Below are 26,244 nucleotides of genomic sequence, written 5' to 3'. Positions count from 1 at the left end.
ATTTTAACAAATGGCCGACTCCACGGCCTGAAAAATGCCGATGACGAGGAAGACCCGATGAAACCAGAAGACTTTCGTGCCGACAGCAAACGCCCGTTCACCGGCGCCGAATACCTGAAAAGTTTGCAGGATAGCCGCGAAATCTACATTTACGGCGAACGCGTAAAAGACGTCACCACCCACCCGGCGTTCCGCAACGCGGCGGCGTCGGTCGGCCAGCTGTACGACGCGCTGCACGATCCGGCCAGCCAGGATCGCCTGTGCTGGAATACCGACACCGGCAACGGCGGCTATACCCACAAGTTCTTCCGCTACGCCCGCAGCCCGGAAGAGATGCGCCAGCAGCGTGACGCCATCGCCGACTGGTCACGCCAAAGCTACGGCTGGATGGGGCGCACGCCGGATTATAAGGCGGCCTTCGGCTGCGCGCTGGGCGCTTATCCGGAGTTCTACGGCCAGTTCGCCGATAACGCGCGCCACTGGTACAAACGCATTCAGGAAACCGGGCTCTATTTCAACCACGCCATCGTCAACCCGCCGATCGATCGTCATAAGCCGGTCAATGAGGTGAAGGACGTCTACATTCAGGTGGAGAAAGAAACTGACGCCGGCATCGTGGTCAGCGGCGCCAAAGTGGTGGCTACCAACTCGGCGTTGACCCACTACAACTTCATCGGCTTCGGTTCGGCGCAGGTGATGGGCGATAACCCGGACTTCGCGCTGATGTTCGTGGCGCCGATGGACGCCGAAGGAGTGAAGCTGATTTCGCGCGCCTCCTACGAGCTGGTGGCCGGCGCCACCGGATCGCCGTTTGACTATCCGCTCACCAGCCGCTTCGACGAGAACGACGCGATCCTGATCATGGATCATGTGCTGATCCCGTGGGAAAACGTGCTGATCTACCGCGATTTCGACCGCTGCCGCCGCTGGAGCACCCAGGGCGGTTTCGCCCGGCTGTTCCCGCTGCAGGCCTGCGTGCGCCTGGCGGTGAAGATGGATTTCATCACCGCGCTGTTGCAAAAGAGCCTCTCGTGCACCGGCGTGCTGGAGTTCCGCGGCGTGCAGGCCGATCTGGGCGAAGTGGTGGCCTGGCGCAACCTGTTCTGGTCGCTGAGCGACGCGATGTGCGCCGAAGCCACGCAATGGGAAAACGGCGCCTACCTGCCGGATTCCGCCGCGCTGCAAACCTACCGCGTGATGGCGCCGATGGCCTACACCAAGGTGAAACACATCATCGAAAAGAACGTCACCAGCGGCCTGATCTACCTGCCGTCCAGCGTGCGCGACATGAACAACCCGGAGATCGACAAGTACCTGGCGCGCTACGTGCGCGGATCGGACGGCATGGATCACGTCGAGCGCATCAAGATCCTCAAGCTGATGTGGGACGCGATCGGCAGTGAGTTCGGCGGGCGCCACGAGCTGTATGAGATCAACTACGCCGGCAGCCAGGATGAGATCCGCCTGCAATGCCTGCGCCATGCGCAGGGATCCGGCAACATGGATCGCATGATGCAGATGGTCGACAAGTGCCTGGCCGATTACGATCAGCACGGTTGGAAGGTGCCGCACCTGCGGAACAATGACGATATTAATCAGTTGGATAATCTGCTGAAGTAATTCAGGAGGAGGTTGTATGTCTCAGGAAAATGAACAGCGCCTGCGCTTTCGCGACGCCATGGCCAGCCTGTCGGCGGCGGTGAATATCGTCACCACCGACGGCCCGGCGGGGCGCTGCGGCATCACCGCCACGGCGGTGTGCTCGGTAACCGATACGCCGCCGACGCTGCTGGTGTGCATCAACCGCAACAGCGCGATGAACCCGGTGTTTCAGGAAAACCGCAGGCTGTGCGTCAACGTGCTCAACCACGAGCAGGAGCTGATGGCGCGCCACTTCGCCGGCATGACCGGCGTCAGCATGGAAGATCGTTTCCGGCTGGAAGAGTGGCAGCTCGGCGCACTGGGGCAGCCGGTGCTGCGCAATACCCTGGCCAGCCTGGAAGGGGAAATCGAGCAGATCCAGAGCATCGGTACCCACCAGATGTACCTGGTGCAGATCAAGCAGATCGCGTTGAGCGAAGCCGGCAACGGCCTGATCTACTTCAAGCGCAACTTCCATCCGGTGATCCATCAGATGGCGGTGCTGGCCTGAGACGTGGGGGCGCAGCCAGCTGCGCCCCGCATATCAACTCTTGTTGGCCGCCAGATCGCTCACCAGGCGGTTGACCGGATCGCTCATGTTGGTGAACTTGCTCAGCTCCGAGCGGGTCACCACCACGAACACCCCGACATTTTTCGCCGGGATCATCGCCATGTAGGTGATGAACCCGCCGCCGCCGCCGGTCTTCTGAATGATGCCCGGCAGCCCGTCCTTCGGCGCCATATACACCCAGCCCAATCCCAATGCATCCGCTTGCCCCGGCACGTCCATGCCCTTTAGCGACACCAGATCGTGGCGCTGGAAGTACATGGTTTGTTCGCTGGCGGCGGTGGCTTTGCGCGGGCCGCTGGCGCTGGAGGAGAGGAACTGCTGCATCCAACGCTGCATGTCGCGCGGGGTGGAGTAGACGCCGCCGCTGCCGGCCGCGGCGGTGGTGTCGCGGCAAGCGCTCGGGCCGGCCGCCGCCACCATCAGGCGCGAACACTGTTCAGGGCTCGGCGTCAGCGTGGTATCCACCATGCCGAGCGGCGCGGTGATTTTCTCTTTCAGCAGCGCGTTGTAAGGCTTGCCCGCGGCGCGCGACAGCGCGTCGGCCAGCAGATCGTACGCCAGGTTGGAATACGCGGCGTGCACGCCCGGCGGCGTCGTGATGTTGGCATGCGCCAGCCACTGCCAGCGCTGGGCCTTGGTCGGCCAGGTGAACACCGGCGTTTTCGGCGGCTTCTTGCCCGGCTGCTCGCGCGGCAGCGCGCTGGTGTGAGTGGCCAGGTTCAATAAGGTGATCGGCTGGCCGGCGTTGTAAGCCGGCACATAGGCGCCTTTGGGGGCGTACTTGCGCAGCGGATCGGTCAGTTTGACCTGGCCTGCCGCCGCCATTTTTACCATCACTTCACTGGTCATCAGCTTGGTGATCGACGCGATGCGGATCAGCGAATCCGGGCGCGGGCGCAGGTTGTTGCCGGGCTTGGTGTCGCCGAAGCTGCGGTTAACCACCTGATTGCCGTCGATCACCACCAGCGCCATGCCGGTGGCGCCGCTGTTGTAGAAAATATGTTCGGCATACTGGTCGACGATTTGCGAAGCCAGCTGCGGGGGCGCGGCCTGCACGGCCAGCGGCGCGGCGCACAGGCCCAGCGCCAGCAATAAAGCGGAGACAGAGTTCTTCAACGGTCGTTATCCATTTAACAATGCAGCGGGGAAAGGGCTTATTCGTCGCCCAGTGTAATGCCCCCAGGCCCCGGCTGCATGTAGAAAAAAGAGCGGTGGCGATAAAATTTTTTCACCGCCGGCGGCCTACTGCGCGCGGGCGAAAATGGCGATCACTTCGTCCAGGTGCGCCTTCATCGCCTTGCGGGCGCCGCGCACGTCGCGCGCTTCGATCGCCGCCAGGATCGCCCGGTGTTCCAGCTCGGAGCGGTGCGGCATGTCGTCCGGCGTATAGTGGCGCTGCAGCACGCGGAACATGCTGCCGTAACGGTGGCCGAGCAGGTGGCCGATGATGAACGCATAGGCCGGGTTGCCGCTGGCCTGGGCGATGCGGATGTGGAACAGCCGATCGCCGGGGTGGGTGGCGGAACCGGCGCGGTTATCGCGGCAGTTCTGTTCATAGGCGGCGCGGATACCCGCCAGCTCTTCGTCGGTGGCGTGGCGCGCGGCCAGCGCGGCGGTCTCCGGTTCGATCAGCAGGCGGGTTTGCAGCAGAGAAAACGGCGGCAACTCGGCGTTGAAATCCAGCTCGATGTTCAGCTCGTCGTCGATCTCCGCCCACTGGTTGCGGCCGGCCTGGGCCATCACCGGCTCCTGCGACGGCGCCAGCGGCGTTGGCGAGCGCACGATCACCCCGTTGCCGACCTTGACGTCTACCAGGCCGATCACTTCCAGCGCGATCAGCGCCTCGCGCACCGACGCGCGGCTGACCTGCAATTGCTGGGCGAGATCGCGCTCCGAGGGCAGACGGCTGCCCGGCGGAAATTCGTTATTTTCGATAAGACGTTTGAGTTGGTCAGCTATCTGTCTGTAAATTCTTGGGTTTTCCAGTCGGGTAATCGGCATTTTTGACCTTTGACGATTCGGCGTTCAGTGATTTGGCGCACAATTATGCGATAAGGCGCTTGAGTAATCGTTATTCAAGTGTAAAAAAATGGTTAATTGAAATGCGGTTTCAAGGCTGTTTTTATTAACTTCTTCCCCCAACGATAACGCGTAAAGCGTCTTTTGTCATGTTAGAGGCCTGACCTTTAACCGCCTTTAGTGGCCTGACCATTAGACCTTTAGGCCGAGGAGTCAAGATGGATTTAACCGGGAAACGCGTACTGATCACCGCCGCCGGGCAAGGGATCGGATTCACCACCGCCAGGCTGTTCGCCGCCGCCGGCGCTGAAGTGATCGCCAGCGACATCAACCTCGAGCGCCTGCAGGGCTCCGCCGGGATCCGCGCGCTGACGCTGAACGTCACCGATCCGGCCGCCATCGCGGCGGCGGCGGAAGCGATCGGCCCGATCGACGTGCTGTTCAACTGCGCTGGCGTGGTGCACAGCGGATCGATCCTCGACTGCAGCGAAGATCAGTGGGCGTTCGCGCTCGATCTCAACGTCACCGCGATGTTCCGCATGATCCGCGCCTTCCTGCCGGGCATGTTGGCGCGCGGCAAAGGCTCGATCATCAACATGTCTTCGGTGGCCTCGAGCGTGAAAGGGGTGCCGAACCGCTTCGCCTACAGCGCCAGCAAGGCGGCGGTGATCGGCCTAACGCGCTCGGTGGCGGCGGATTACGTCACCCAGGGCATCCGCTGCAACGCCATTTGCCCCGGCACGGTGGAATCGCCGTCGCTGCGCCAGCGCATCGCCGAGCAGGCGCGCGAACAGGGGCGCAGCGAGCAAGAGGTGTATCAGGCGTTCGTCGCCCGTCAGCCGATCGGGCGCATCGGCACCACCGAGGAAATCGCCCAATTGGCGCTGTATCTGGCCTCCGACGCCAGCTCGTACACCACCGGCACGGTGCAGATCATCGACGGTGGCTGGAGCAACTGAGCCGCCATTTTTGAGAGAGGAACGCATGAAACTTTTACGTTATGGGGAACCCGGGCAAGAGCGCCCCGGCATGTTGGATGAGCAGGGCCGCCTGCGCGATCTGTCGCAGCATATCGCCGACGTGGGCGGCGCCGCGTTATCGCCGGCGTCGCTCGCCAAACTGCGCGCGCTGGACAGCGCCGCATTGCCGCTGGTCGAGGGGCAGCCGCGTCTCGGCGCCTGCGTCGGCGGCATCGGCAAGTTCATCTGCATCGGCCTGAATTACGCCGATCACGCGGCGGAGACCGGTGCGGCCATTCCTGAGGAACCGGTGGTGTTCAACAAATGGACCAGCGCGGTGGTCGGCCCCTACGACCGGGTGGAGATCCCGCGCGGCTCGCAGAAAACCGACTGGGAAGTGGAGCTGGGCGTGGTGATCGGCCTGGGCGGGCGCTACATCAGCGAAGCGGACGCGATGCGCCACGTCGCCGGTTATTGCGTGATCAACGACGTCTCAGAACGCGAGTATCAAATTGAGCGCGGCGGCACCTGGGACAAGGGCAAAGGCTGCGACACCTTTGGGCCGATCGGCCCCTGGCTGGTGACCGCCGACGAAATCGCCGATCCGCACAGCCTGAACCTGTGGCTGGAGGTGGACGGCAAGCGTTATCAGGACGGCAACACCAGCACCATGATCTTCCGCATTCCACAGATCGTCAGCTACCTCAGCCGCTTTATGAGCCTGCAGCCGGGCGACGTGATCTCCACCGGCACGCCGCCGGGCGTCGGCATGGGGCAGAAACCGCAGCCCATCTACCTGCGGGCGGGCCAGACGATGCGTCTGGGCATTGAAGGGCTGGGCGAACAGCGCCAGCAAACCGTACAGGCTTAACCGGGAGCGCCGCCATGACCACCATTACCGCACTGCGGGTTGAAGACATTCGTTTCCCCACGTCGCTGGGGCTGGACGGATCCGACGCCATGAATCCGGATCCCGACTATTCCGCCGCCTACGTGATCCTGGAGACCGATCGCGCGGATCTCAGCGGCCACGGACTGACGTTCACCATCGGCCGCGGCAACGAGATCTGCTGCGCGGCGATCCGCGCGCTGGAGCATCAGATCGTCGGTGAGCGGCTGGAGACGATCGCCGCCGATATGGGCGCCTTCTGGCGGCGCTTCACCAGCGACAGCCAGCTGCGCTGGATCGGGCCGGACAAAGGTGCCATTCACCTGGCGACCGGCGCGGTGGTCAACGCGGTGTGGGATCTGTGGGCCAAATCGGTCGGCAAACCGGTGTGGCGGCTGGTGGCAGAGATGACGCCGGAGGAGCTGGTACGCTGCATCGACTTCCGTTACATCACCGACTGCATCACGCCGCAGGAAGCGCTGGCGCTGCTGAAACAGCGGGCCGAGGGCAAAGAACGGCGCCTGGAGCGGCTGCTGCAGGAGGGGTATCCCTGTTACACCACCTCCGCCGGCTGGCTGGGCTACCCGGACGACAAGCTGCGCCGCCTGTGCCAGGAAGCGGTCGACGCCGGTTTCTCCTACCTGAAGCTGAAGGTCGGGCGCGATCTGGAAGACGACATCCGCCGGGTGCGCATCGCCCGCGAGGTGATCGGCCCAGATCGCCGGCTGATGATCGACGCCAACCAGGTGTGGGAAGTGGACGAAGCCATTCCGTGGGTGAAGCATCTGGCGTTCGCCAAACCCTGGTTTATCGAAGAGCCGACCAGCCCGGACGACGTGGAAGGGCATCGCCGCATCCGCGAAGGGGTGGCGCCGGTCAAGGTGGCCACCGGTGAGATGTGTCAGAACCGCATCATGTTCAAGCAGTTCATCATGCGCGGCGCGGTAGACGTGGTGCAGATCGACGCCTGCCGTCTCGGCGGCGTCAACGAAGTGCTGGCGGTGATGCTGATGGCGGCCAAATACCAGCTGCCGGTCTGCCCGCACGCTGGCGGCGTCGGACTGTGCGAGTACGTGCAGCACCTGTCGATGATCGACTACCTGTGCATCGCCGGCACCCACGAAGGCCGGGTGATCGAGTACGTCGATCATTTGCATGAACACTTTGTCGATCCCTGCGTGATCAACGGCGCGGCCTACATGCCGCCGAGCCGTCCCGGCTATTCGATCGAGATGCATCCGTCGTCGATCGAGCAGTATCGGTTCCGCGGGTGAGGCGGGAGGATCGCATGCCGCGCATCGACGCGCATCAGCACTACTGGCGCTATCACCCACGGCACTACCCGTGGATCGACGAGCGGATGCGCGTGCTGCGGCAGGATTTCGATCCGCCCCGGCTGCGGCCGCTGTTGCAGGAACACGGTTTCGACGGCGCGCTGGCGGTGCAGGCGCGCCCCAGCGAGGACGAGACGCTGGCCCTGCTGGCGCTGGCTGAACAGAGCGAGGGCGTATGCGGCGTGGTGGGCTGGCTGGATATCGCCGCGCCGCAGCTGGCGCAGCGCCTGGAGGCCTTGCGGCCTTACAGCGCGCTGCGCGGGGTGCGCCATCAGGTGCAGGACGAAGCGGATCCGGCGGCCTGGCTGGCGCGGCCGGAGGTGGAACGCGGCATGCAAACGCTGCAGCGCGCCGGGTATGTGTACGAGATCCTGGTGACGCACCGGCATCTGGCGGCAGCGGCGGCGTTCGCCGCCCGCCATGACGAACACTGGCTGGTGCTGGATCACCTCGGCAAGCCGGACATCGCGCGCGGCGCGCGGCACTGGGCGCAGCAAATCCGGCCGCTGGCGGCGCTGCCGCACGTGGCCTGCAAGCTGTCGGGGCTGATCACCGAGGCGCCGGGCGGCCGGTGGCGGGCGGAAGAACTGCTGCCGTTCTTCGACGCCGCGCTGGAGGCGTTCGGCCCGCAGCGGCTGATGTTCGGCTCCGACTGGCCGGTGTGCCTGCTGGCCGGCGACTACCGCCAGGTGGTGCAACTGTGCGAACGGGCGCTGTCGACGCTGGGGGCCGCCGAGCAGGCGGCGATTTGGGGCGGCACCGCCTGGCGAATTTACGGTTTAACGGAGTCTGGTTATGGATCTGTATCTGCAAGATAAGGTGGTGCTGGTCACCGGCGGCGGTGCCGGCATCGGCGCGGCGATTGCTCATGTGCTGGCCGAGGAGGGGGCGATCCCGGTGCTGGTCACCAACGCCGCGCCGGAGGCGGCGCTGCTGGCCGATTTGCAGCGGCTGCAGCCGCGCACCGAGGTGATCCTCACCGAATTGTGCGACGAGGCGGCCTGCCGCCGGGCGGTCAGCCAGACGCTGGCGACCTTCGGCCGCATCGACGGACTGGTGAACAACGCCGGGGTCAATGACGGCGTCGGGCTGGAGGCGGGGCGTGAAGCGTTCGTCGGCTCGCTGGAGAAGAACTTGGTGCACTACTACCTGATGGCGCACCTGTGCCAGGCGGCGCTGCAGGAGAGCCGGGGCGCCATCGTCAACATCGCCTCCAAGACCGCGCTCAGCGGGCAGGGGGGCACCAGCGGCTACACCGCCGCCAAGGGCGCGGTGCTGGCGCTGACGCGCGAATGGGCAGTGTCGCTGCGCCATGACGGGGTGCGGGTGAACGCGGTGGTGCCGGCGGAGGTGATCACCCCGCAGTACCAGCGCTGGCTCAACACCTTCGCCGAGCCGCAGCGGCAGATGGAGAAAATCACCGCGCGCATTCCGCTCGGGCAGCGCATGACCACGCCGCAGGAGATCGCCGATACCGTGGCGTTTCTGCTGTCGTCGCGGTCATCGCATACCACCGGGCAGTGGCTATCGGTGGACGGCGGCTACCTGCATCTCGATCGGGCGCTGACGTGAGCGGCGCGGCGGCAGGGCGGCGCCGTTTCTGCCAGGCGCTCGATCTGATTGACTCACCGGCGCTGATTGCGGAGTACCAGCAGCATCATCAGCGCATCTGGCCGGGCATCGCCGCGCATTTGCGCGAGCACGGCATTCTGGACATGGAGATTTACCGGTTGGGCACCCGGCTGTTCATGATCGTGGAGGTCAGCGCCGATTTTGACGCCGCGCGTTTTGACGCCGCCAGCCTGAACAACCCCGAAGTACAGCGATGGGAAGCGCTGATGTGGCACTACCAGGCCGCCACCCCCTGGACGCCGCAGGGCGAAAAATGGGTGGAAATGGCGCGGATTTTCTCTCTGCAACAGCAATAACGCCAACATCATCATCGCCAGACGATACGAGGGTATCACCATGCTTGCTGAAAAAAGTGCGGCCTCCGCGCAGCCGGGCGTCCCCGTGACCGCCAATCTGCGCTGGGCCTTTATCCTGGTCACCAGCCTGTTCTTCATGTGGGGGCTGTCCTATGGCCTGCTGGACGTATTAAACAAACATTTTCAGGAGACGTTGCACGTCACCAAGGCGCAGTCGGGGCTGCTGCAGGCGGCCTATTTCGGCGCCTATTTCCTGGTGGCGCTGCCCGCCGGGTACTTTATGGATCGCAAGGGCTATAAGGCAGGCATTCTGGTCGGGCTGTGCCTGTACGCGCTGGGGGCGCTGTTGTTCGTGCCGGCGGCGTCGGCCAACAGCTTCGGCGTATTCCTGTTCGCGCTGTTCGTCATCGCCAGCGGCCTGGGCTGCCTGGAAACGGCGGCCAACCCGTACGCCACGGTGCTGGGCGATGCGCAGGGCGCCGAACGGCGGCTGAATATGGCCCAGTCGTTCAACGGCCTCGGGCAGTTTATCGGCCCGCTGATCGGCGGCACGCTGTTCTTCTCCGCCAGCCAGTCCGCCGGCGGCGGCGATCAGAGCGCGGTGAAGATGACCTATGTGGCGATCGCCGCGCTGGTGCTGCTGATCGCGCTGTTGTTCAGCCGCACACGGCTGCCGGCGATCCGCGAAGAGGAAAAACCGGTGCACGGCGTGATAGCGCAAGGATTGTGGCAGCATCCGCATTTCGTCGGCGGGGTTATCACACAGTTCTTCTACGTGGCGGCGCAGGTGGGCGTCGGGGCGTTCTTCATCAACTACGCCACCGAGCACTGGCGCGAGGTGTCTAACCAGAGCGCCTCTTACCTGCTGTCGATCGCCATGATCTGCTTTATGGTCGGACGCTTCTTCAGCACCTGGCTGATGGGGCGAGTCAAACCGGCGACGCTGCTGGCGGCCTATGCGCTGATCAACATCGCGCTGTGCGGCGTGGTGATGCTGAGCGTCGACGGCGTGTCGGTGGTGGCGCTGATCGCGGTGTTCTTCTTTATGTCGATCATGTTCCCGACCATTTTCGCCCTGGGGGTGAAAAATTTGGGTAAACACACCAAGCGCGCCAGCTCCTTTATGATCATGGCGATCGTCGGCGGCGCCATCATGCCGTACTTTATGGGGGCGCTGGCCGACCGTTACAGCACTGCTCTCTCTTATCTGCTGCCGCTGCTGTGCTTCGCGGTGGTGCTGGTTTACGGCCTGCGGCAGCGCCGCGCCTGATTCAACCCGGCGGCGAATCGGCCTTCGCCGCCGTTGCCAGCGCCTGCGGGCGGGTTCGTATCAGGATCGCCAACGCCAGCAGCAGCACCATGCCGGACAGCACGCCGTTTATCGTCAGGCCTCCGGTGTCCACCACCAGCCCACCCGCCAGCGAACCGCAGGAAATCGCCAGATTAAACAGCGCGATATACAGAGAAGAGGCGACCTCGACCGCATCGGGGGCCGCCTTGAGCATCCATGCCATCAGCGAAACGGAAACGCCGCCGTAGGCGATGCCCCACAGCAGGAGGAAGGCACTGCCGCTCAGCGGCGCGTGGCCCAGCAGCGGCAGCAGCAGGACGGCGAGCGCCAGCCCGAGGGCGATCAGCGCCAGGGTGCGGCGCAGCCGTTTGGCGGCGGCCTGGCCGGCGATGAAATTCCCGGCGATACCGGCGACGCCGTAGGCGAACAGCAGCGGCCCCACCCAGCGGCCCTCGATGCCGGCGACCGTCTGCAACAGCGGGCGAACAAAGGTGTAAGCCATAAAGTGGCCGGCGACCAGCAGAAACGTCAGCAGCAGCCCGGTCAACAGTCGGCGATTCGCGCGCTGCGCGGTGAACGACCGCCAGCTTATCGCCTGCGTGACCGGCAGCGGCGGCAGCACGCACACCAGCAACAGCAGTGCCAGCGCCGCCAGGACGGCGACCGCCAGAAACGCCATGCGCCAACCCAGCGCTTCGCCGAGGAACACCCCGAGCGGCACGCCGAACACCGAGGCCGCCGCTACGCCACCGAAGATGACGGACAGCGCCAATCCGACGGAGGCCGGCGGCACCAGGCGTTCCGCCAACCCGCCGGCGATGGCCCAGATACCGCCGATGCAAAAACCCAGCAGGATGCGCGCGGCGAACAGCAGGGCCAGGGAGGTGGCAGCGGCGGCCAGCAGGTTGGCGGCGATCAGCAGCAGCAGAAAGCCCACCAACAGGCTGCGGCGATCCGTACGCCGGGCGCCCAGCACCACCAGCGGGGCGAACAGCGCGGCGAACAGGGCCGGCAGGGAAATCAGCAATCCGGCGCGGCCGATCGTCGCGTTCAGGGTGCTGACGATCGGGGTCAGCAGGCCGACGGGCAGCATTTCTGCGGTGACGACGGTAAAGGTGGACAGGCCGACCGCGAAGGTCGCCAGCCAGGGTTTTGCGCCGCCGTCGGCGTGTAAGGCATTCATAAGGATCCTCCCAACAGATGAAGAGCCTCAGTGTATCCGCGCCAAAATGGCTGATAAACTGGCCTGATTGCGCAACATTGGGGACAAATCGTGGCTAATTTACCGTCTATGCCGTTGGATAACCTGACAGACCTGCTGGTGTTCATCCGCGTCGCCGACGCTTGCAGCTTCACGCTGGCGGCCGAGAGGCTGGGCATCTCCCGATCGGCGGCGGGCAAATGCGTGAACCGATTGGAGGAGCGATTGGCGACCCGGCTGCTGCAGCGCACCACGCGCAGCGTCAGCCTGACCGAAGACGGCGCGGTGTTTTACGAGTATGCGCAGCGCATCCTGTCGCAGGCCGAAGAGGCGGAAACGGCGCTCAATACGCGGCGGCAAACCCCGCGCGGGCGGCTGCGGTTGGATCTGCCGGTCTCGCTGGGGCGGTTGCATATCCTGCCGATTTTACGGGAGTTTTTGGCACAGTGGCCGGAGGTGGACGCCGACGTCAGCTTCTCCGATGAGTACAGCGATCTGGTGCGCGACGGCATCGACGTAGCTATCCGGGTCGGCGGCAGCGACGACAGCCGGCTGGTGCGGCGAGTGCTCGCGCCGCATCGCCTAATCACCTGCGCGGCGCCGGACTATCTGGCGCGGCACGGTACGCCTGCAAAACCGGAGGCGTTGGGCGATCACGAGACGCTGGTTTTCAGCCATCAGGGGCTGCCGGCGCCCTGGCGCTATTTGGTCAACGGCCAACTGCACGAACAGCCGGTGCGCGGCCGGATGCGTTTCAACAACGTCGAGGCTTTGCGGGATGCGGCCGTCGCCGGGGCCGGCCTGTGCCAAGTGGGGGCGTTTCTGGTCGGCGAGCAGATTGCGGCCGGCACGCTGGTGCCGGTGCTGGAGCGCTATTGTCGCCCGGGGCCGCCGATCTGCGCCGTCTATCCCAGCCGGCGCCATCTCTCCCCCAAGGTGAAACTGTTTCTGACGGCGATCGAACGGCGCTGGCAGGGCAAGGCGATTTGGGAAACCGCTTAGCGCGGGCGATTCACGCCGCTTTCAAGGCCAGCGTTCGCTGCATTAAGCGGTAGCCGCCGGCCGCCACCAGCAGTACGACCAGGCCGGCCGTGAGCGTGACGCCAAAGCCGGCCGTTATCCCCGCAGCGTCGATCGCCAGGCCTGCCAGGGCTGCGCCGAACGCTACGCCTATCCCCAGGCCGGTGACCATCCAGGTCAATCCTTCCGTCAGCCGGGAGGGCGGCACGATGTTTTCAACCAGCCCCATGGCAACGATCATGGTCGGCGCAAAAAACAATCCGGCGACAAACATCGCCGCCGCCAGCGTTAAGACATTGTGCACCCACAGCAGCGGCAAGGTGGTGAAAGCGGTGGCGAACGCCGCGTATAAGAACAGACGAGGCAAGGGGACGGGGATCTTCATTGCGCCGAAAATCAGCCCGGCCAGGCAGGAGCCGAACGCGTAAACCGACAGTACGATGCTGGCGGCGGCCGGCTGCCCTTGCTGCTCGGCGAAGGCCACGCTGATGACGTCCACGGTGCCGACGATGGTGCCGAGGGCGATCAGCGCCAGCACCAGGATCTGCATCGACGGCATGGTCAGGATGGCGCGCTGCCGCTGGTTATTGTGGGCGTAAACCGGGGGCTGGGTGCTTTTTTGCGCGGCGAATGCCGCAACGCCCGCCACCAGAAGCAGCGCGGCCACCAGAGGGCCGGCCTCTGGGAAGAGTGAAACGCTAAGCCCCACGGCGATCGGTGGGCCGACGATAAAGGCCACCTCGTCCAATACGGACTCGAATGAAAATGCCGTGTGCAGCTGTGGCGTGCCGCGATAAATTTCGCTCCAGCGGGCCCTGACCATCGCGGAGATGCTGGGCATGCCGCCCGCGAGCGCGGCGAAGACAAACAGAGTCCAGTCCGGTGCCCGATAGTGGGTGCAGAACAACAGCAGCAGCAGGGCGATCGCGCTGATCCCGGTGGCATACGGCAACACGCGGCTTTGGCCGTGACGATCCGCCGCGCGCGCGATTTGCGGCGCAAGCAGCGCCATGGAAAAGGCGAACGTCGCTGCCACCGCGCCCGCCAACCAATAGGACCCGCGTACCTGCGAGAGCATGGTGATGATGCCGATACCGGTCATCGAGACCGGCAGGCGCGCGATTAGCCCGGCAGAGGAAAACGCCTTGCTGCCCGGGGCGTTGAACAGTTTGAAATAAGGATTTGCCATGGAAAGGGCTCCGGGATGTTGGCGGCTCGGTATTCGCTCAATGTCCATCATTGACATACGCCACGTATGTTACGTTAATTGACATACATGGCGTATGTCAATTATAACGTCATCAATAATGAGGCGGAGTGGACCCATGGCACGTAAAGCGCGCACCGAAATGATTGAAGAAACCCGACAAAAGCTGGTGGCGGCGGCCCGCCGGCAGTTTGGCAGCGTGGGGTATGCCGAGACGGTGATGGATGATCTCACCGCCCAGGCCGGCCTGACGCGCGGCGCGCTCTATCACCATTTTGGCGATAAAAAGGGGCTGTTCCTGGCGGTGGTGCAGGCGATAGACGCGGAGATGGATGCGCATCTGGCTGACATAACCGCGAGTACTGCGGATGACTGGGAGGCGTTTGCGGCGCGTTGCCGCGGTTATCTGATCATGATGACGGAGCCGCAAGCGCAACGCATTCTGTTGCGTGATTCACCTTCGGTGCTGGGAGCTGAATATCTGCGGGCCAGCAAGCTGGCGTGCATCAGCTGGATGACGGGCGCATTGCAGGCCTTGATGGCGCAGCGGCGCATCGCCGTCGCCGAGCCGGAATCGCTGGCGCATTTAATCAACGGCGGACTGATGGATGCCGCGCTGTGGGTCGCCCATCATCCGGAAAAAGACGTGGGGCTGGAACAAGCCTTGGTCAGTTTGAACCTGTTGCTGAACGGGCTGCGTTCCACCGCCGTATAGCCGTATAAGTGTTGATGTCAGCCGCCGCGCCGTTACGGCGGCGGCTTAAGGGTGAACGGCGGCGGGCTCGACGTTTTGCGCCAGCTGAATATTGTTGCGGCCGCTGTGCTTCGCCAGATAGAGCGCGGCGTCGGCTGCGCCTATCGCCGATTCGATGTCCAGTTTTTCCAGCGCGGAGATGCCGGCGCTGAGCGTCAGCGTGCCGCTGTGCTGCGGACTGGCGCCGTGCGGGATGTTCAGCTCCGCCACCCGCTGGCGCACCCGTTCGGCCAGTTGCGCCGCGTAGCCTTCGTGCACGTTGGTCAGCAGCACCAAAAACTCTTCCCCGCCGTAACGCACCACGATGTCGCGCGAACGCACCGCATCGCGAATGGCGACCGCTACCTGCACCAGCGCCCGGTCGCCCATGGCGTGGCCGTAGCTGTCGTTGTAGACCTTGAAGTGGTCGATATCCAGCAGCAGCACATAGTGGCGGCCGGTTTGCGGTTCGAGCAGCATAGTGATCTTATTTTCCAGCCCGCGGCGGTTATAAAGGCCGGTCAGGGGATCGAGCATGCTCAAATTATTGAATTTGTCCCGCTCGTTATACAGGTTGGCCACCAGCGCGTGGGTAAAGATTTCACTGCGTTTCAACATCAGGTGATGAATGGAGAAAGCGATAATAGGCAATAGCGTGGTGAATAATATCCGCAGGGTATTATGCATGCCGTCTAAAGCCAGGATCACCATTGCGGAAGGCACGGCGTGTAAACAAAAGGCGGTAAAGTTATCCGTCAGAGAAATAGCGCTGATAAAAAAGATGCTGAACAAACTAATTAATAAAAAATCTTGGTTATTCGGCAAGCAATATTGACTTTTAACGTAAATATGTGCGGCCCACAGCAGGCCAAGCACGCTGGAAAACAGGTTGAGTTTGCACAAGTATTTCCGCGGCGTTTGCAGGGAAAATAGCGCCGCCGCCAGACAAAATAGCGGTATACATAATAAAGGTAGGGTAAATGCGGGCGTATCCCTAAAAGGGAACAATAACGTAAATACGGAAGAGGCGGCATTCATCACCAGAAAAAGAAATAATGCCAGGCGCTGCTTGCTGTTCAGTAATTCCTGATAAGAACGGGCGTTCATACGGAGGTCACTCTTTGCAAAGTCGTTCTGTCGAATAATTAAGGTTGAGAAGCATTCCTTTGGCGCGAATATCCACTTGAATTGCATGGTTGAGGATTGTGATTATTATCATGCAAACAGGAATAGGAATTTTCTTATGTCAAATTATCATTTTTTCATGCTGGTGTCATCTGGGTTTGGTCACCGCAGTGAAAATGATGCGGCGGCCAAAAAAGTGTTATATGATATTGGTTATCATTATCACTTAAAGGGGGTTGTCATGCTTACTGCCATGATTGCCGCGTGTGGACTGTGGGGCGTCAGCTGGTGCCTCGGCGATCGCTTGGCCAGCGCCTGGGGCGTTTTGCTGCCGTGCGCGCTGATGCCGCTGTTGGCCTTGATCAACCTGGATATGCTGCAGTTACGCACCCTGATTGTGATAGCGATGTTGGCCACGCTGGTGATGCTGTTCAACAGCCGGCTGCGCCACTATCTGCTGCTGCCTTCCTGCATGGCGCTGGCGGGCGGCCTGGCGGCAATCAGCCTCAACTTCAGCTTCACGTAAACGCCGGAAACGGCAAAACCACGCTTAGGCGTGTTGTTCATCAATGCGTTGGGATTTTTTCGAGGACACTACCGGAGAGATCATCAATTGGTGCGAAGAGAGGGACTTGAACCCTCACGTCCGTAAGGACACTAACACCTGAAGCTAGCGCGTCTACCAATTCCGCCACCTTCGCACAGTCGATGTTGTTGCTTTGATTTATATTACGTCGCCAGCTTGGTGCGAAGAGAGGGACTTGAACCCTCACGTCCGTAAGAACACTAACACCTGAAGCTAGCGCGTCTACCAATTCCGCCACCTTCGCATCGATGCTGAGTGCAATATAAATCATGTGGTTATTTGGTGCGAAGAGAGGGACTTGAACCCTCACGTCCGTAAGGACACTAACACCTGAAGCTAGCGCGTCTACCAATTCCGCCACCTTCGCGTACCAGAAACATTACCGGAGTAACGTTACCACGGAGGCGAATTCTAGAGATTTTGGCGGGCACGTCAACAGTTATTTCCCCGCTTTGCGGGCGTTTGCTGGAAAAACAGCCATATCGCCGCTTTTCTGCTGGTCAAACAGCCAAATCAGCCAATCAATCAACACCCTGACCCGTGGCGCCAGGAAACGGCCGGGCGGATACATGATGTAAATCGGCATCGGCGGGGGCGGCGTGTCCGCCAACACTTCCACCAGTTCGCCCCGTTCCAGCCAAGGGGCAAGCGAATAGCGCGCCGCCTGAATCAATCCCATGCCAGCCCGCGCGCCGGCGATGTAGGCGTCGGCGCCGCTGACGCTCAGCCGGGCGGGGAGTTCGCGCCGTTCCACCTTGCCGCCGCGGCAGAATTCCAGCGGATAATCGCGGTTGCTGGCCAGGGAGAAATACCCCACCGCGCGATGCGGCTGCAGGCTATCGATGTCGAGCGGCGTGCCGCAGGCCTGCAGGTAAGCGGGGGAAGCGCAGGTGACCTGCGGCAACTGGGCGATGCGCCGCGCCACCAGGCTGTCGTCTTCGGTTTCCCAGGCGCGCAGCACGCAGTCAACGCCTTCTCGCAACAGATCGACGTGGGTGTCGTTGGCGCCCAGCGCCAGGGTGATGTCGGGGTAACGCCGGTAAAAGTCGCCCAACGCCGGAATGACGATCTGGCGCGCCAGCGAATGGGGCATGTCGATGCGCACCTTGCCGGACGGTTGCAGCTTATGGTGGCTGAACAGCGTGTCCGCCTCCTCCAGCGCCCCCAGCAGCTGCACGCAGCGTTGATAGTAGAGGCTGCCTTCGCTGGTCACCTGCACCTGGCGGGTGGTGCGGATCAGCAGGCGCACGCCAAGCCGCTGCTCCAGCCGTTTTAACGCGTTGCTGACCGTGGCGCGCGGCAGCTGCAGGCGTTCGGCCGCCCGACTGAAGCTGCCCAGTTCGACGATGCGGGTAAAAATGCGCATGGCTTGAACCTGATCCATGTCCACTCCGGATTGTTGGTGATTTTTGAACAGTGATGTGCAATCTGCATTATTTATCTTTGTAGCGTAAACAACCAGACTTTGCTGCGTTATCCATTCACCGCATGAGGGCAGCACAATGCAACAACGTAAACTGGGTTCCCACGGTCCCGTCGTCTCCGCCCTGGGGCTGGGATGCATGGGCATGAGCGACTTCTACTCCACCGGCGCCGATCGGCAGGAAGCCATCGCCACGCTGCACCGGGCGCTGGAGCTGGGCGTCACGCTGCTCGACACCGCCGACATGTATGGCCCGCACACCAACGAAGCGCTGGTGGGGGAAGCGATCAAAGGCAAACGGCAACAGGTGTTCCTGGCCACCAAGTTCGGCATCCTGCGCGATCCGGCGGATCCTTCGGCGCGCGGCGTCAGCAGCCGCCCCGAGTATATCCGGCGCTCCGTCGAGGGCAGCCTGCGGCGCTTGGGCGTGGAGGAGATCGATCTTTATTATCAGCACCGGGTCGATCCGCAGGTGCCGATCGAAGACGTCGTCGGCACGATGGCGGATCTGATCCGCGAAGGCAAGATCCGCCATATCGGCCTGAGTGAGGCGTCGGTGGCCACGCTGGAGCGGGCGCACAAGGTACATCCGATCACGGCGCTGCAGACCGAGTATTCACTGTGGACGCGCGACGCCGAGCAGGGCGTGCTGGCGGCCTGTGAGCGCCTGGGCATCGGCTTTGTGCCTTACAGCCCGTTAGGGCGCGGTTTCCTCACCGGCGCTATCCGGCGGCCGGAGGATCTGGCCGAGGACGATTTCCGCCGAGGCAACCCGCGTTTCCAGGGGGAAAACTTCGCCCGCAACCTGGCGCTGGTGGAGAAGGTGGGCGAGCTGGCGGCGCAGAAGGGCGTCAAACCTTCGCAGCTGGCGCTGGCCTGGGTGTTGGCGCAGGGCGAGCACATCGTGCCGATCCCCGGCACCAAACGCCGTCGCTACCTGGAAGAGAACGTCGCGGCGGCGGAGATAACGCTGAGCGCGGCTGAGCTGGCGGCGATCGACGCGGTGTTCCCACTGAGTGCGGCGGCCGGCGAACGCTACGGCGCCGAGTCGATGACCTATATCAACGGCTAAAAAAAAAGCGCGGCCTCAGGCCGCGCTCTGTCGTTTTCCGCCAACGGCGAATTATTTCCTCTTCGGCGCGCGCGGCGGGCGGCCGACGGTGGCCTGATACACCTTGAAGCGGCCGTTCTGCGCCAGCACTTCGTGGCTGCCGAAGGTGGCGTCCAGAATGTCCGGGTACGGCAGGAAGGCGTTGGCGACGATGCGCAGCCGGCCGCCGATCGGCAGGTGCTTCACCGCGCCGCGGATCAGGGTCTCGGCGGCGGTCAGGCTGGTCTGCAGCCCGTCGTGGAACGGCGGGTTGGAGATGATCATGTCGAAACGGCCGGTGATGTCGGAGTAAACGTTGCTGACGATCACTTCGCCTTCGATGCCGTTGGCGGCCAGCGTCGCGCGGCTGGACTCCACCGCGGCGGCGTTGACGTCGCTGAGGGTCAGTTTCACCTTCGGCGACAGCTTGGCCATCACCGAGGCCATCACGCCGGCGCCGCAGCCGATGTCCAGCACCTTGCCTTTCATGTGTTTTTCCAGCGTCGACAGCAGCAGTGAGCTGCCGACGTCCAGGCCGTCGCGGCTGAACACGCCCGGCAGCGTTTTCACTTCCAGATCGTGCAGCTGATAGCTGTCCCACCAGTCGTTCAGGTCGAATTCGGTCTGCGCGTCCAGGCGGCCGTGATACAGGCCACAGCGGCGCGCGCTGTCGATTTTCACCAGCGCAACGTGGCCTTCCAGCGTTGGCTCGGCGCTGCGCACGCCGCTGCGGTTTTCACCGACCACGAACACGTCCACGCCTACCGGCAATAGCGCCAGGATGTTGCACAGCTGGAATTGCGCTTCCTGCTTGCTCTTCGGCCAGTAGTAAACCAGCGTGTCGCAGTCGGCGACGAAAGCGGGATCGACGGTCAAACCGAACTGCACGTTATCGCCCATCGTCCGGTTCAGTAACTGCCAGTGATGGTAATGCTGAGTGTGGACGCGCACGTCCGCGGCCTCGAATTGGGCCGGCAGGCTGTCCTGCAGGTCGCCGGCAAACAGCACGCGGCGTTCGATAAATTCATCACTGTGGCGCAGCATGACTTCACTGGCGGGGGTTAATGCAGACATCAGATATTGGCTCCTGGAAATGAGACCGGGGATTATAGAGCTTTGTGGCGATATGTTCGACGGGTTTGTTGGCGCGGGCTGCGCGGGTTTGTTAGCATAGCGCGGCGCATGGCAGGCATGGCGCACCACAACGGGTAGGAATCGGCATGGCATCAAAACGCGACTGGCTGTTACAACAACTGGGTATTACGCAGTGGACATTGCGCCGCCCGAGCGTGTTGCAGGGCGAAGTGGCGGTCAGTCTGCCGCCCGAGGCGCGCCTGCTGGTGGTGGCGCAGACGCTGCCCGCACCCGACGATCCGCTGTTTTGCGACGTGCTGCGCAGCCTGGGGCTGACGCCGGCGCAAACTTACAGCCTGACACCGGAACAGGCGGCGATGCTGTCTGAAGAGACCGCATGCAACAGTTGGCGGCTGGGCGTGGCGGAACCGCTTGCGGTCGCCGGCGCGCAGCTACACAGCCCGGCGCTGGCCGAGCTTTCCCAAGACGCGGGGGCCAAACGCGCCCTCTGGCAGCAGATTTGTCATCATGAACACGATTTCTACCCTGACGGCGGCCGATCTGGCCACGGCCTTCACCATTGAGCAAGCCAGCCACGCTTTTCCCTGGACGGAAACCACCTTCGCCAGCAATCAGGGCGATCGCTACCTTAACCTGAAGCTGAGCGCCGACGGGGCGATGGCGGGGTTCGCCATCACGCAGATCGTGCTGGACGAAGCCACGCTGTTCAACATCGCCATCCATCCGCAGTACCAGCGCCGGGGCTTTGGCCGCCTGCTGCTCAACGCGGTGATCGAACAGCTGGAGAGCCGCGGCGTGGTTACGCTGTGGCTGGAGGTGCGTGCTTCCAACCAGGCGGCGATCGCGCTGTATGAAGATCTCGGTTTCAACGAGGTCACCGTGCGCCGCAATTATTACCCGAGCGCCCACGGCCGCGAAGACGCGATCGTGATGGCGCTGCCGCTGGGGTAATCTAAAACATCCTGTTTATTGTTTGCATTCCCTTTTACAACTAAAAAGTTGTTTCTTCATTAATTTACATCAAAAAAGTTGTTTTTCACTGTCTCGACAACTAGTTTGTTGTTTATTGCTGGTGAGACAATCAATGCGTTGTTTGGAGGCGCGGATGAGAAAACTATCCGAAATATCAGCGTTGCTGAAAGAAAAACGCAGTGAGTTGGGTTGGAGTCAAAAAGACTTTTTAATGAAGATTGGCATGACCCAACAGCAATATCAGCGTATTGAAGCGGGGAGCGATATGCGGGTAAGCACGTTGCTACGAATATTGGCGGCGATGAATTTGGAATATGTCATCGTGCCAAAAAAGTCTGCCCGTGATGTGGAGTGCCTGCTGCAACAGGAAGTGAGTAGCGCACCGGAAGTCGGTAAGCCGCAGGATTTTGAAAAAAAACTGAAAGATCTCGAGGACTAGCTGATGAAAGGGCTGCGACAGGTTGAATCGGTACAGGCATTAGCCTTGATATTGCATGGCGTGCGTGTTGGCGTGCTGGCGCATTACAGCGGCGGCAGAAACATCCTGACGTTTGATCCACACTACCTCGCTTTGCCGGAGCGTGTTCGTCCTTTGTTTACGCTCAGGCAGAAGGCGCACGCGGGGTATCTTGAGCAAGTTTTACAGTCATCGCAGCGTCTGCCGCCCGTTTTATCCAACTTGTTACCCGAAGGCGCACTGCGCGCTTGGGTGGCACAGTCGTTGAAAGCCCATGTGAATGAGGAGTTTCCTTTAATTGCCTGGGCCGGTGGAAACTTGCCGGGAGCGCTTGAAGCACGGCCGTTGGCTGCCAGTGACATACCCGCCTGGGCGTTAAGGTCGCGCGGCGAGTTGGAAGCCGTGCAAATTGATGTTGGGATGGAGGCGCAAAAGTTTTCTCTGGCAGGGGTACAAATGAAATTTTCCTCTGTGCGCAAAGAGGGCCGCTTCAACATTTCTTCTCAGGTGGGCGCTGATAGCTGGATCATTAAAACGCCTTCAACGGTTCATCGTCATCTCCCTGAAAATGAATATACGGCAATGCGTTTGGCGCAAGCCATCGGCGTGGATATTCCTGATATTGAGCTGGTTGAACTGACACGACTTGAACACTTGCCTGATATTCGCTTGGCGGATGAACCCTATGCTTATGCCACCCGTCGTTTTGACCGCAGCGAAAGCGGGCGAGTGCATGCAGAAGATTTTGCCCAGATATTCGAGATTTACGCGCACGATAAATACCGCGGCAAAAATTACGATCAAATAGCGGCTTATCTCTATGAGTATGGCAGTGAATCTTTAGCGGATGTGCAGCAAATGGCGCGCCGTCTGTTGGCGAATATTTTGCTCGCCAATGGCGATGCGCACGTAAAAAATTGGTCCATGTTCTATCCAAACCAGACTGATATTCGGCTTTCTCCCGCTTATGACATCGTCACTACGTTGGCTTATATTCCTGGTGAGTCTGAGGCTGCGCTCAATATGGCGAAGGAAAAGCGCTGGGATAGGATCTCAATGCAAACCTTCGAACGCTGGGCTGAGCGGGTCGATATGCCCTGGTCTGCGATACGGGTGCACCTGGTGGATGCCATCGACAAGGCGCGAAATTTGTGGCCGGCCTTATTGGAAGAGCTGCCGATGGCGGACGATCACAAATCGGTATTGCGCCGGCATTGGGCCGCTTTGTCTCCCGATTTCCGCCTGCGTTAGCGGGAAATCGGATCCATTGATTGTCACCGGTTGGCAAATCGGCGAAAATGCCCGGCTGTTATCTTTTATTCACCGCTTTGCCCGGCGCCGCGATCGGCGCGTTCTGATGATGTCGCAGGGCGGACTAACCGTAGAACCTGAAAACCATGTCTCCTAGTGAATTTGCCCGCGAAGTCTCCAAAAGAAGAACTTTCGCCATCATCTCGCACCCCGATGCCGGTAAAACCACCATTACCGAAAAAGTGCTGCTGTTCGGACAGGCGATCCAGACCGCCGGTACGGTAAAAGGCCGCGGCTCCAGCCAGCACGCCAAATCCGACTGGATGGAAATGGAAAAGCAGCGTGGGATCTCGATCACCACCTCGGTGATGCAGTTCCCGTATCGCGACAGCCTGGTCAACCTGCTGGATACCCCGGGGCACGAAGACTTCTCCGAAGATACGTATCGCACCCTGACCGCCGTCGACTGCTGTCTGATGGTGATCGACGCCGCCAAGGGCGTTGAGGATCGTACCCGCAAGCTGATGGAAGTCACCCGTCTGCGCGACACGCCGATCCTGACCTTCATGAACAAGCTGGACCGCGACATCCGCGATCCGATGGAAGTGATGGACGAAGTCGAGCGCGAACTGAAAATCGCCTGTTCGCCTATCACCTGGCCGATCGGCTGCGGCAAGCTGTTCAAAGGCGTTTACCACCTGTACAAGGATGAAACCTACCTGTACCAGACCGGTAAAGGCCACACCATTCAGGAAGTGCGCATCGTCAAAGGCCTGAACAACCCGGAACTGGATATCGCCGTGGGCGAAGATCTGGCGGCGCAGCTGCGCGATGAGTTGGAACTGGTGCAGGGCGCTTCCCACGAGTTCGATCAGGAGGCCTTCCTGAGCGGCGAGCTGACGCCGGTGTTCTTCGGTACCGCACTCGGCAACTTCGGCGTGGATCACATGCTGGACGGCCTGGTGGCCTGGGCGCCGGCGCCGATGCCGCGTAAAACCGACACCCGTGAAGTAACGGCGGCGGAAGAGAAATTCACCGGTTTCGTGTTCAAGATCCAGGCCAACATGGATCCGAAGCACCGCGACCGCGTGGCCTTTATGCGCGTGGTGTCCGGCCGTTACGAGAAAGGCATGAAGCTGCGCCAGGTGCGCACCGGCAAAGACGTGGTGATCTCCGACGCGCTGACCTTTATGGCCGGTGACCGTTCGCACGTGGAAGAAGCCTACCCGGGCGACATCATCGGTCTGCACAACCACGGTACCATTCAGATCGGCGATACCTTCACCCAGGGCGAAGACATGAAGTTCACCGGCATCCCGAACTTCGCGCCGGAACTGTTCCGCCGCATTCGCCTGCGCGATCCGCTGAAGCAGAAACAGCTGTTGAAGGGGTTGGTGCAGCTGTCCGAAGAGGGCGCGGTGCAGGTGTTCCGCCCGATCGCCAACAACGATCTGATCGTCGGTGCGGTCGGCGTGCTGCAGTTCGACGTGGTCGTGGCGCGTTTGAAGAGCGAGTACAACGTGGAAGCGCTGTATGAGTCGGTCAACGTGTCGACGGCACGCTGGGTCGAGTGCGACGACGTGAAGAAGTTCGAAGAGTTCAAGCGCAAGAACGAGATCAACCTGGCGCTGGACGGTGGGGACAACCTGTCCTACATCGCGCCGACCATGGTGAACCTCAACCTGACGCAGGAACGCTATCCTGACGTGACCTTCCGCAAAACCCGCGAACACTGATAACTCTGCAGGGCGCCCGGTGCGCCCTGCCAGCTCCCCGTATTCTCACTTCGCTAATTAATAAAACTTCCTCATATTTTATCCTGCGAATCGACATCGCCAAGGCGAGACGCGATTGGCCTGCGTTTTCCGCCGCATGGTCTATCTTTAACGAGATGTCCGCACATTGCTTGAGAGTAAATCACTGCAATACGCTGATTGTTTGGTGAGTTATTCTGATGTGTTGCCGATAGGAGACAGTCTGTTTCCTTAAATATCAATGAGATGACTATTTTACCGTTTCGTGTCACTTAGTCTGTCGTCAATAGGCGACAGTTTTTTGATTAAAAATCCGACTCAACGCTTCTTTTGCTTGATTTTAAAGGTGTTTATTGAGTTGGCACGGCTGTTGCAATATTCCTATCGTGAACGCTTAATCGTATAGCGATGATGAAGTATTTACCGAGAGGCCGCGTGAAGGTGGCTGAAGGGTTCCGGCACTCTGGCGCTGCGGGCCCCCAACAAAAGGAAGAGATCGATGAAAAAGACCAAATTTGCACACTCGCTGATGGCTGTTGTTTTGGGTTCTGCTTTGGTGAGCGGCACTGCGCTAGCCGAAGACAGTCTGCTCAACAAGGCGTCTAACGCCGCGGACAGTGCCGGTGCCAAAATCGATAGCTCCATGAAAAAAGTTGACGGTTACATGGATGACAGCGCGATAACGGCTAAAGTTAAAAGTGCGTTGGTGGACGATAAGACCATCAAAAGCACTGACATTTCGGTGAAAACCGAAAAAGGCACCGTGATCCTGAGCGGGTTTGTCGGCAGCCAGGCGCAGGCGGAGCATGCAGTTGCGGTTGCCGGCAAGGTGGAAGGCGTCAAAACCGTTAGCGACAAGCTGCACGTGAAAGATGAAGCCAATCAATCGATCAAATCGTATGCCGGCGACACCGCCACCACCAGTGAGCTGAAAGCCAAGCTGCTGGCCGATGACATCGTGCCGTCGCGCAATGTGAAAGTGGAAACCACCGATGGCGTGGTGCAGCTTTCCGGTGAAGTGAAAACGCAGGCGCAGTCTGAGCGTGCCGAAAGCATCGCCAAGGCTATCGATGGCGTGAAAAGCGTGAAAAACGACCTGGTGGTTAAGCAGTAATCCCGCCAGGCGCCCGTAACAAGTAACAACAAGCCGCATCTGTCGGGCCGTCAAGGCGGCCCGACGTGTACCACCAAAAAAAGAAACTGATTTGCCGTCGATGTCCCGTTGTCGGGGCGGTAGACGGCAGCGAATTTTTTCACAATGGTAAGGAGAAGCTTATGTTTCGTTGGGGCATTATCTTTTTAGTTATCGCGCTTATCGCTGCGGCACTGGGGTTCGGTTCGCTGGCGGGCACCGCCGCCTGGGCGGCTAAAATCGTGTTCGTCGTCGGCATCATCCTGTTCCTGGTCAGCCTGTTCACCGGCCGCCGGCGCCCTTAGCCGGCCGGCATTTTCCCGTAAACTGTAACAAAGCTTAACTCCTTTTCTCACGTCGGGGAGGGCCGGACATGAACAGCGACATCATCGTCGGGCGCTGGAAACAGCTGAAAGGCCAGGTATGGCAGGCGTGGGCCGAATGGTCCGGCAGCGATTGCGCCTGGCTGGCCGGCAGCAACGATTTCCTCGCCGGCGTACTGCAAGAGGATTACGGAAGAGAGCGAGACGCGGTATCCTCGGAGAAAACGTCTCACTGAGGATGCC

Annotated in this window: 28 protein-coding genes and 3 tRNA genes; 21 read left to right on the top strand and 10 right to left on the bottom strand. The window is 61.3% G+C overall.

The features are described 5' to 3' along the window. Positions 1–57 precede the first annotated feature (57 nt). Entirely contained in the window at positions 58–1,620 is a 1,563-nt protein-coding gene (gene hpaB, locus ACJ8J5_RS07715) for a 4-hydroxyphenylacetate 3-monooxygenase, oxygenase component (protein WP_043136111.1), read from the top strand. Positions 1,621–1,636: 16 nt separating this feature from the next. Then, on the top strand, positions 1,637–2,152 hold the full coding sequence (gene hpaC / locus ACJ8J5_RS07710) for a 4-hydroxyphenylacetate 3-monooxygenase, reductase component (RefSeq protein ID WP_025305188.1): 516 nt from the start codon (positions 1,637–1,639) through the stop codon (positions 2,150–2,152). A gap of 33 nt (positions 2,153–2,185) precedes the next feature. On the opposite strand, the gene ampH is transcribed toward hpaC, so the two are convergent. Together ampH and ACJ8J5_RS07700 are read right to left on the bottom strand one after the other, a co-directional pair. After that, the gene (ampH, locus tag ACJ8J5_RS07705) at positions 2,186–3,328 is read right to left on the bottom strand and encodes a D-alanyl-D-alanine-carboxypeptidase/endopeptidase AmpH (protein WP_025305189.1); all 1,143 of its coding nucleotides are present in this window, start codon (positions 3,326–3,328) and stop codon (positions 2,186–2,188) included. 126 nt (positions 3,329–3,454) lie between these two features. Further along, a complete protein-coding gene (locus ACJ8J5_RS07700) occupies positions 3,455–4,213 on the bottom strand; it encodes a FadR/GntR family transcriptional regulator (protein WP_025305190.1) in 759 nt (252 codons plus the stop codon). Between the two features lie 236 nt (positions 4,214–4,449). On the opposite strand from ACJ8J5_RS07700, the gene ACJ8J5_RS07695 reads away from it, so the two are divergent. Genes ACJ8J5_RS07695 through fucP form a run of 7 tightly spaced genes read left to right on the top strand, consistent with a single transcriptional unit; the run spans position 4,450 to position 10,611 of the window. Further along, positions 4,450–5,190, top strand: a complete 741-nt coding sequence (locus ACJ8J5_RS07695) for an SDR family oxidoreductase (RefSeq protein WP_043136107.1) — start codon at positions 4,450–4,452, stop codon at positions 5,188–5,190. Positions 5,191–5,215: 25 nt separating this feature from the next. Beyond that, complete coding sequence (locus ACJ8J5_RS07690) at positions 5,216–6,061, top strand: fumarylacetoacetate hydrolase family protein (protein ID WP_025305192.1); 846 nt, start codon at positions 5,216–5,218, stop codon at positions 6,059–6,061. Positions 6,062–6,075: 14 nt separating this feature from the next. Further along, on the top strand, positions 6,076–7,353 hold the full coding sequence (locus ACJ8J5_RS07685) for an L-fuconate dehydratase (RefSeq protein WP_025305193.1): 1,278 nt from the start codon (positions 6,076–6,078) through the stop codon (positions 7,351–7,353). Between the two features lie 14 nt (positions 7,354–7,367). Further along, entirely contained in the window at positions 7,368–8,231 is an 864-nt protein-coding gene (locus ACJ8J5_RS07680; RefSeq protein ID WP_060434159.1) for an amidohydrolase family protein, read from the top strand. After that, positions 8,209–8,985: an SDR family oxidoreductase gene (locus ACJ8J5_RS07675; protein ID WP_043136096.1), complete on the top strand. Its 777-nt coding sequence runs from the start codon at positions 8,209–8,211 to the stop codon at positions 8,983–8,985. Before ACJ8J5_RS07680 ends, ACJ8J5_RS07675 begins: the two co-directional genes overlap by 23 nt. Beyond that, positions 8,982–9,341, top strand: a complete 360-nt coding sequence (locus ACJ8J5_RS07670) for an L-rhamnose mutarotase (protein ID WP_015376547.1) — start codon at positions 8,982–8,984, stop codon at positions 9,339–9,341. Before ACJ8J5_RS07675 ends, ACJ8J5_RS07670 begins: the two co-directional genes overlap by 4 nt. A gap of 40 nt (positions 9,342–9,381) precedes the next feature. Then, positions 9,382–10,611: an L-fucose:H+ symporter permease gene (gene fucP / locus ACJ8J5_RS07665; protein WP_060434161.1), complete on the top strand. Its 1,230-nt coding sequence runs from the start codon at positions 9,382–9,384 to the stop codon at positions 10,609–10,611. A gap of 1 nt (position 10,612) precedes the next feature. Here the strand turns inward: fucP and ACJ8J5_RS07660 are convergent, their stop codons facing one another. Next, positions 10,613–11,815: an MFS transporter gene (locus ACJ8J5_RS07660; protein ID WP_414104731.1), complete on the bottom strand. Its 1,203-nt coding sequence runs from the start codon at positions 11,813–11,815 to the stop codon at positions 10,613–10,615. A 108-nt stretch (positions 11,816–11,923) separates the two neighbouring features. Here ACJ8J5_RS07660 and ACJ8J5_RS07655 point away from each other — a divergent pair, with 108 nt between their 5' ends. Then, positions 11,924–12,835, top strand: a complete 912-nt coding sequence (locus tag ACJ8J5_RS07655; RefSeq protein ID WP_025305199.1) for a LysR family transcriptional regulator — start codon at positions 11,924–11,926, stop codon at positions 12,833–12,835. A 10-nt stretch (positions 12,836–12,845) separates the two neighbouring features. Here ACJ8J5_RS07655 and ACJ8J5_RS07650 read toward each other — a convergent pair whose 3' ends face one another. Further along, positions 12,846–14,042, bottom strand: a complete 1,197-nt coding sequence (locus tag ACJ8J5_RS07650; protein ID WP_099816598.1) for an MFS transporter — start codon at positions 14,040–14,042, stop codon at positions 12,846–12,848. A gap of 136 nt (positions 14,043–14,178) precedes the next feature. Here ACJ8J5_RS07650 and ACJ8J5_RS07645 point away from each other — a divergent pair, with 136 nt between their 5' ends. Beyond that, a complete protein-coding gene (locus ACJ8J5_RS07645; protein ID WP_016929176.1) occupies positions 14,179–14,775 on the top strand; it encodes a TetR/AcrR family transcriptional regulator in 597 nt (198 codons plus the stop codon). Positions 14,776–14,820: 45 nt separating this feature from the next. Here the strand turns inward: ACJ8J5_RS07645 and ACJ8J5_RS07640 are convergent, their stop codons facing one another. Further along, the gene (locus ACJ8J5_RS07640) at positions 14,821–15,900 is read right to left on the bottom strand and encodes a GGDEF domain-containing protein (RefSeq protein ID WP_173888225.1); all 1,080 of its coding nucleotides are present in this window, start codon (positions 15,898–15,900) and stop codon (positions 14,821–14,823) included. Positions 15,901–16,159: 259 nt separating this feature from the next. Between ACJ8J5_RS07640 and ACJ8J5_RS07635 the strand changes: the two genes are divergently transcribed. Beyond that, positions 16,160–16,444 (top strand): DUF1435 domain-containing protein, encoded by a 285-nt coding sequence (locus tag ACJ8J5_RS07635; RefSeq protein ID WP_173888227.1) that lies wholly within the window; start codon positions 16,160–16,162, stop codon positions 16,442–16,444. A gap of 88 nt (positions 16,445–16,532) precedes the next feature. On the opposite strand, the gene ACJ8J5_RS07630 is transcribed toward ACJ8J5_RS07635, so the two are convergent. From ACJ8J5_RS07630 to ACJ8J5_RS07615, 4 genes are all read right to left on the bottom strand, one after another. Next, positions 16,533–16,619: transfer RNA gene (locus tag ACJ8J5_RS07630), tRNA-Leu, on the bottom strand. A 42-nt stretch (positions 16,620–16,661) separates the two neighbouring features. Continuing rightward, positions 16,662–16,748: transfer RNA gene (locus ACJ8J5_RS07625), tRNA-Leu, on the bottom strand. A 36-nt stretch (positions 16,749–16,784) separates the two neighbouring features. Beyond that, a tRNA-Leu gene (locus ACJ8J5_RS07620) sits at positions 16,785–16,871 on the bottom strand. Between the two features lie 72 nt (positions 16,872–16,943). Continuing rightward, positions 16,944–17,888, bottom strand: coding sequence for a LysR family transcriptional regulator (locus ACJ8J5_RS07615; RefSeq protein ID WP_173888229.1), 945 nt, complete (start codon positions 17,886–17,888; stop codon positions 16,944–16,946). Positions 17,889–18,006: 118 nt separating this feature from the next. Here ACJ8J5_RS07615 and ACJ8J5_RS07610 point away from each other — a divergent pair, with 118 nt between their 5' ends. Then, positions 18,007–18,999 carry an aldo/keto reductase gene (locus ACJ8J5_RS07610; RefSeq protein WP_025305204.1) on the top strand — a complete coding sequence of 331 codons (993 nt, stop codon included), beginning with the start codon at positions 18,007–18,009 and terminating at the stop codon, positions 18,997–18,999. 51 nt (positions 19,000–19,050) lie between these two features. Here the strand turns inward: ACJ8J5_RS07610 and rsmC are convergent, their stop codons facing one another. Continuing rightward, positions 19,051–20,091 (bottom strand): 16S rRNA (guanine(1207)-N(2))-methyltransferase RsmC, encoded by a 1,041-nt coding sequence (gene rsmC / locus ACJ8J5_RS07605; RefSeq protein WP_342095830.1) that lies wholly within the window; start codon positions 20,089–20,091, stop codon positions 19,051–19,053. A 146-nt stretch (positions 20,092–20,237) separates the two neighbouring features. On the opposite strand from rsmC, the gene ACJ8J5_RS07600 reads away from it, so the two are divergent. The 8 genes from ACJ8J5_RS07600 to ACJ8J5_RS07565 all read left to right on the top strand — a co-directional run bounded on the left by ACJ8J5_RS07600 (position 20,238) and on the right by ACJ8J5_RS07565 (position 26,237). Next, on the top strand, positions 20,238–20,675 hold the full coding sequence (locus tag ACJ8J5_RS07600; protein ID WP_141971082.1) for a DNA polymerase III subunit psi: 438 nt from the start codon (positions 20,238–20,240) through the stop codon (positions 20,673–20,675). Further along, complete coding sequence (rimI, locus tag ACJ8J5_RS07595) at positions 20,620–21,063, top strand: ribosomal protein S18-alanine N-acetyltransferase (RefSeq protein ID WP_049294806.1); 444 nt, start codon at positions 20,620–20,622, stop codon at positions 21,061–21,063. Before ACJ8J5_RS07600 ends, rimI begins: the two co-directional genes overlap by 56 nt. A 154-nt stretch (positions 21,064–21,217) precedes the next feature. Continuing rightward, positions 21,218–21,523 (top strand): helix-turn-helix domain-containing protein, encoded by a 306-nt coding sequence (locus ACJ8J5_RS07590; protein WP_043136062.1) that lies wholly within the window; start codon positions 21,218–21,220, stop codon positions 21,521–21,523. A 3-nt stretch (positions 21,524–21,526) separates the two neighbouring features. Next, positions 21,527–22,792, top strand: coding sequence for a type II toxin-antitoxin system HipA family toxin (locus ACJ8J5_RS07585; RefSeq protein ID WP_406902813.1), 1,266 nt, complete (start codon positions 21,527–21,529; stop codon positions 22,790–22,792). Positions 22,793–22,938: 146 nt separating this feature from the next. Further along, a complete protein-coding gene (gene prfC / locus ACJ8J5_RS07580; RefSeq protein ID WP_025305208.1) occupies positions 22,939–24,528 on the top strand; it encodes a peptide chain release factor 3 in 1,590 nt (529 codons plus the stop codon). Between the two features lie 517 nt (positions 24,529–25,045). After that, positions 25,046–25,660, top strand: coding sequence for a molecular chaperone OsmY (gene osmY, locus ACJ8J5_RS07575; RefSeq protein ID WP_025305209.1), 615 nt, complete (start codon positions 25,046–25,048; stop codon positions 25,658–25,660). Positions 25,661–25,821: 161 nt separating this feature from the next. After that, entirely contained in the window at positions 25,822–25,983 is a 162-nt protein-coding gene (locus ACJ8J5_RS07570) for a DUF1328 domain-containing protein (protein WP_004857650.1), read from the top strand. 68 nt (positions 25,984–26,051) lie between these two features. Next, positions 26,052–26,237, top strand: a complete 186-nt coding sequence (locus ACJ8J5_RS07565) for a CsbD family protein (RefSeq protein ID WP_025305210.1) — start codon at positions 26,052–26,054, stop codon at positions 26,235–26,237. The last annotated feature ends 7 nt before the right edge of the window (positions 26,238–26,244 follow it).

It is taken from the genome of Serratia sp. CY43202 (assembly GCF_052168755.1).
GTDB classification, from domain to species: Bacteria; Pseudomonadota; Gammaproteobacteria; order Enterobacterales; family Enterobacteriaceae; genus Serratia; species Serratia bockelmannii.
The sequence above is the reverse complement of the archived record's forward strand: the minus strand, read 5'-3'. Positions and strand labels throughout refer to the sequence as shown.

Bases quoted from the DNA above. Each gene is read 5' to 3' on its own strand.
- hpaB (WP_043136111.1), top strand. From the start codon at position 58: ATGAAACCAGAAGACTTTCGTGCCGACAGCAAACGCCCGTTCACCGGC.
- hpaC (WP_025305188.1), top strand. From the start codon at position 1,637: ATGTCTCAGGAAAATGAACAGCGCCTGCGCTTTCGCGACGCCATGGCC.
- ACJ8J5_RS07700 (WP_025305190.1), bottom strand. From the start codon at position 4,213: ATGCCGATTACCCGACTGGAAAACCCAAGAATTTACAGACAGATAGCT.
- ACJ8J5_RS07695 (WP_043136107.1), top strand. From the start codon at position 4,450: ATGGATTTAACCGGGAAACGCGTACTGATCACCGCCGCCGGGCAAGGG.
- ACJ8J5_RS07690 (WP_025305192.1), top strand. From the start codon at position 5,216: ATGAAACTTTTACGTTATGGGGAACCCGGGCAAGAGCGCCCCGGCATG.
- ACJ8J5_RS07685 (WP_025305193.1), top strand. From the start codon at position 6,076: ATGACCACCATTACCGCACTGCGGGTTGAAGACATTCGTTTCCCCACG.
- ACJ8J5_RS07680 (WP_060434159.1), top strand. From the start codon at position 7,368: ATGCCGCGCATCGACGCGCATCAGCACTACTGGCGCTATCACCCACGG.
- ACJ8J5_RS07675 (WP_043136096.1), top strand. From the start codon at position 8,209: ATGGATCTGTATCTGCAAGATAAGGTGGTGCTGGTCACCGGCGGCGGT.
- fucP (WP_060434161.1), top strand. From the start codon at position 9,382: ATGCTTGCTGAAAAAAGTGCGGCCTCCGCGCAGCCGGGCGTCCCCGTG.
- ACJ8J5_RS07660 (WP_414104731.1), bottom strand. From the start codon at position 11,815: ATGAATGCCTTACACGCCGACGGCGGCGCAAAACCCTGGCTGGCGACC.
- ACJ8J5_RS07655 (WP_025305199.1), top strand. From the start codon at position 11,924: ATGCCGTTGGATAACCTGACAGACCTGCTGGTGTTCATCCGCGTCGCC.
- ACJ8J5_RS07650 (WP_099816598.1), bottom strand. From the start codon at position 14,042: ATGGCAAATCCTTATTTCAAACTGTTCAACGCCCCGGGCAGCAAGGCG.
- ACJ8J5_RS07645 (WP_016929176.1), top strand. From the start codon at position 14,179: ATGGCACGTAAAGCGCGCACCGAAATGATTGAAGAAACCCGACAAAAG.
- ACJ8J5_RS07640 (WP_173888225.1), bottom strand. From the start codon at position 15,900: ATGAACGCCCGTTCTTATCAGGAATTACTGAACAGCAAGCAGCGCCTG.
- ACJ8J5_RS07635 (WP_173888227.1), top strand. From the start codon at position 16,160: ATGCTTACTGCCATGATTGCCGCGTGTGGACTGTGGGGCGTCAGCTGG.
- ACJ8J5_RS07615 (WP_173888229.1), bottom strand. From the start codon at position 17,888: ATGGATCAGGTTCAAGCCATGCGCATTTTTACCCGCATCGTCGAACTG.
- ACJ8J5_RS07610 (WP_025305204.1), top strand. From the start codon at position 18,007: ATGCAACAACGTAAACTGGGTTCCCACGGTCCCGTCGTCTCCGCCCTG.
- rsmC (WP_342095830.1), bottom strand. From the start codon at position 20,091: ATGTCTGCATTAACCCCCGCCAGTGAAGTCATGCTGCGCCACAGTGAT.
- ACJ8J5_RS07600 (WP_141971082.1), top strand. From the start codon at position 20,238: ATGGCATCAAAACGCGACTGGCTGTTACAACAACTGGGTATTACGCAG.
- rimI (WP_049294806.1), top strand. From the start codon at position 20,620: ATGAACACGATTTCTACCCTGACGGCGGCCGATCTGGCCACGGCCTTC.
- ACJ8J5_RS07590 (WP_043136062.1), top strand. From the start codon at position 21,218: ATGAGAAAACTATCCGAAATATCAGCGTTGCTGAAAGAAAAACGCAGT.
- ACJ8J5_RS07585 (WP_406902813.1), top strand. From the start codon at position 21,527: ATGAAAGGGCTGCGACAGGTTGAATCGGTACAGGCATTAGCCTTGATA.
- prfC (WP_025305208.1), top strand. From the start codon at position 22,939: ATGTCTCCTAGTGAATTTGCCCGCGAAGTCTCCAAAAGAAGAACTTTC.
- osmY (WP_025305209.1), top strand. From the start codon at position 25,046: ATGAAAAAGACCAAATTTGCACACTCGCTGATGGCTGTTGTTTTGGGT.
- ACJ8J5_RS07570 (WP_004857650.1), top strand. From the start codon at position 25,822: ATGTTTCGTTGGGGCATTATCTTTTTAGTTATCGCGCTTATCGCTGCG.
- ACJ8J5_RS07565 (WP_025305210.1), top strand. From the start codon at position 26,052: ATGAACAGCGACATCATCGTCGGGCGCTGGAAACAGCTGAAAGGCCAG.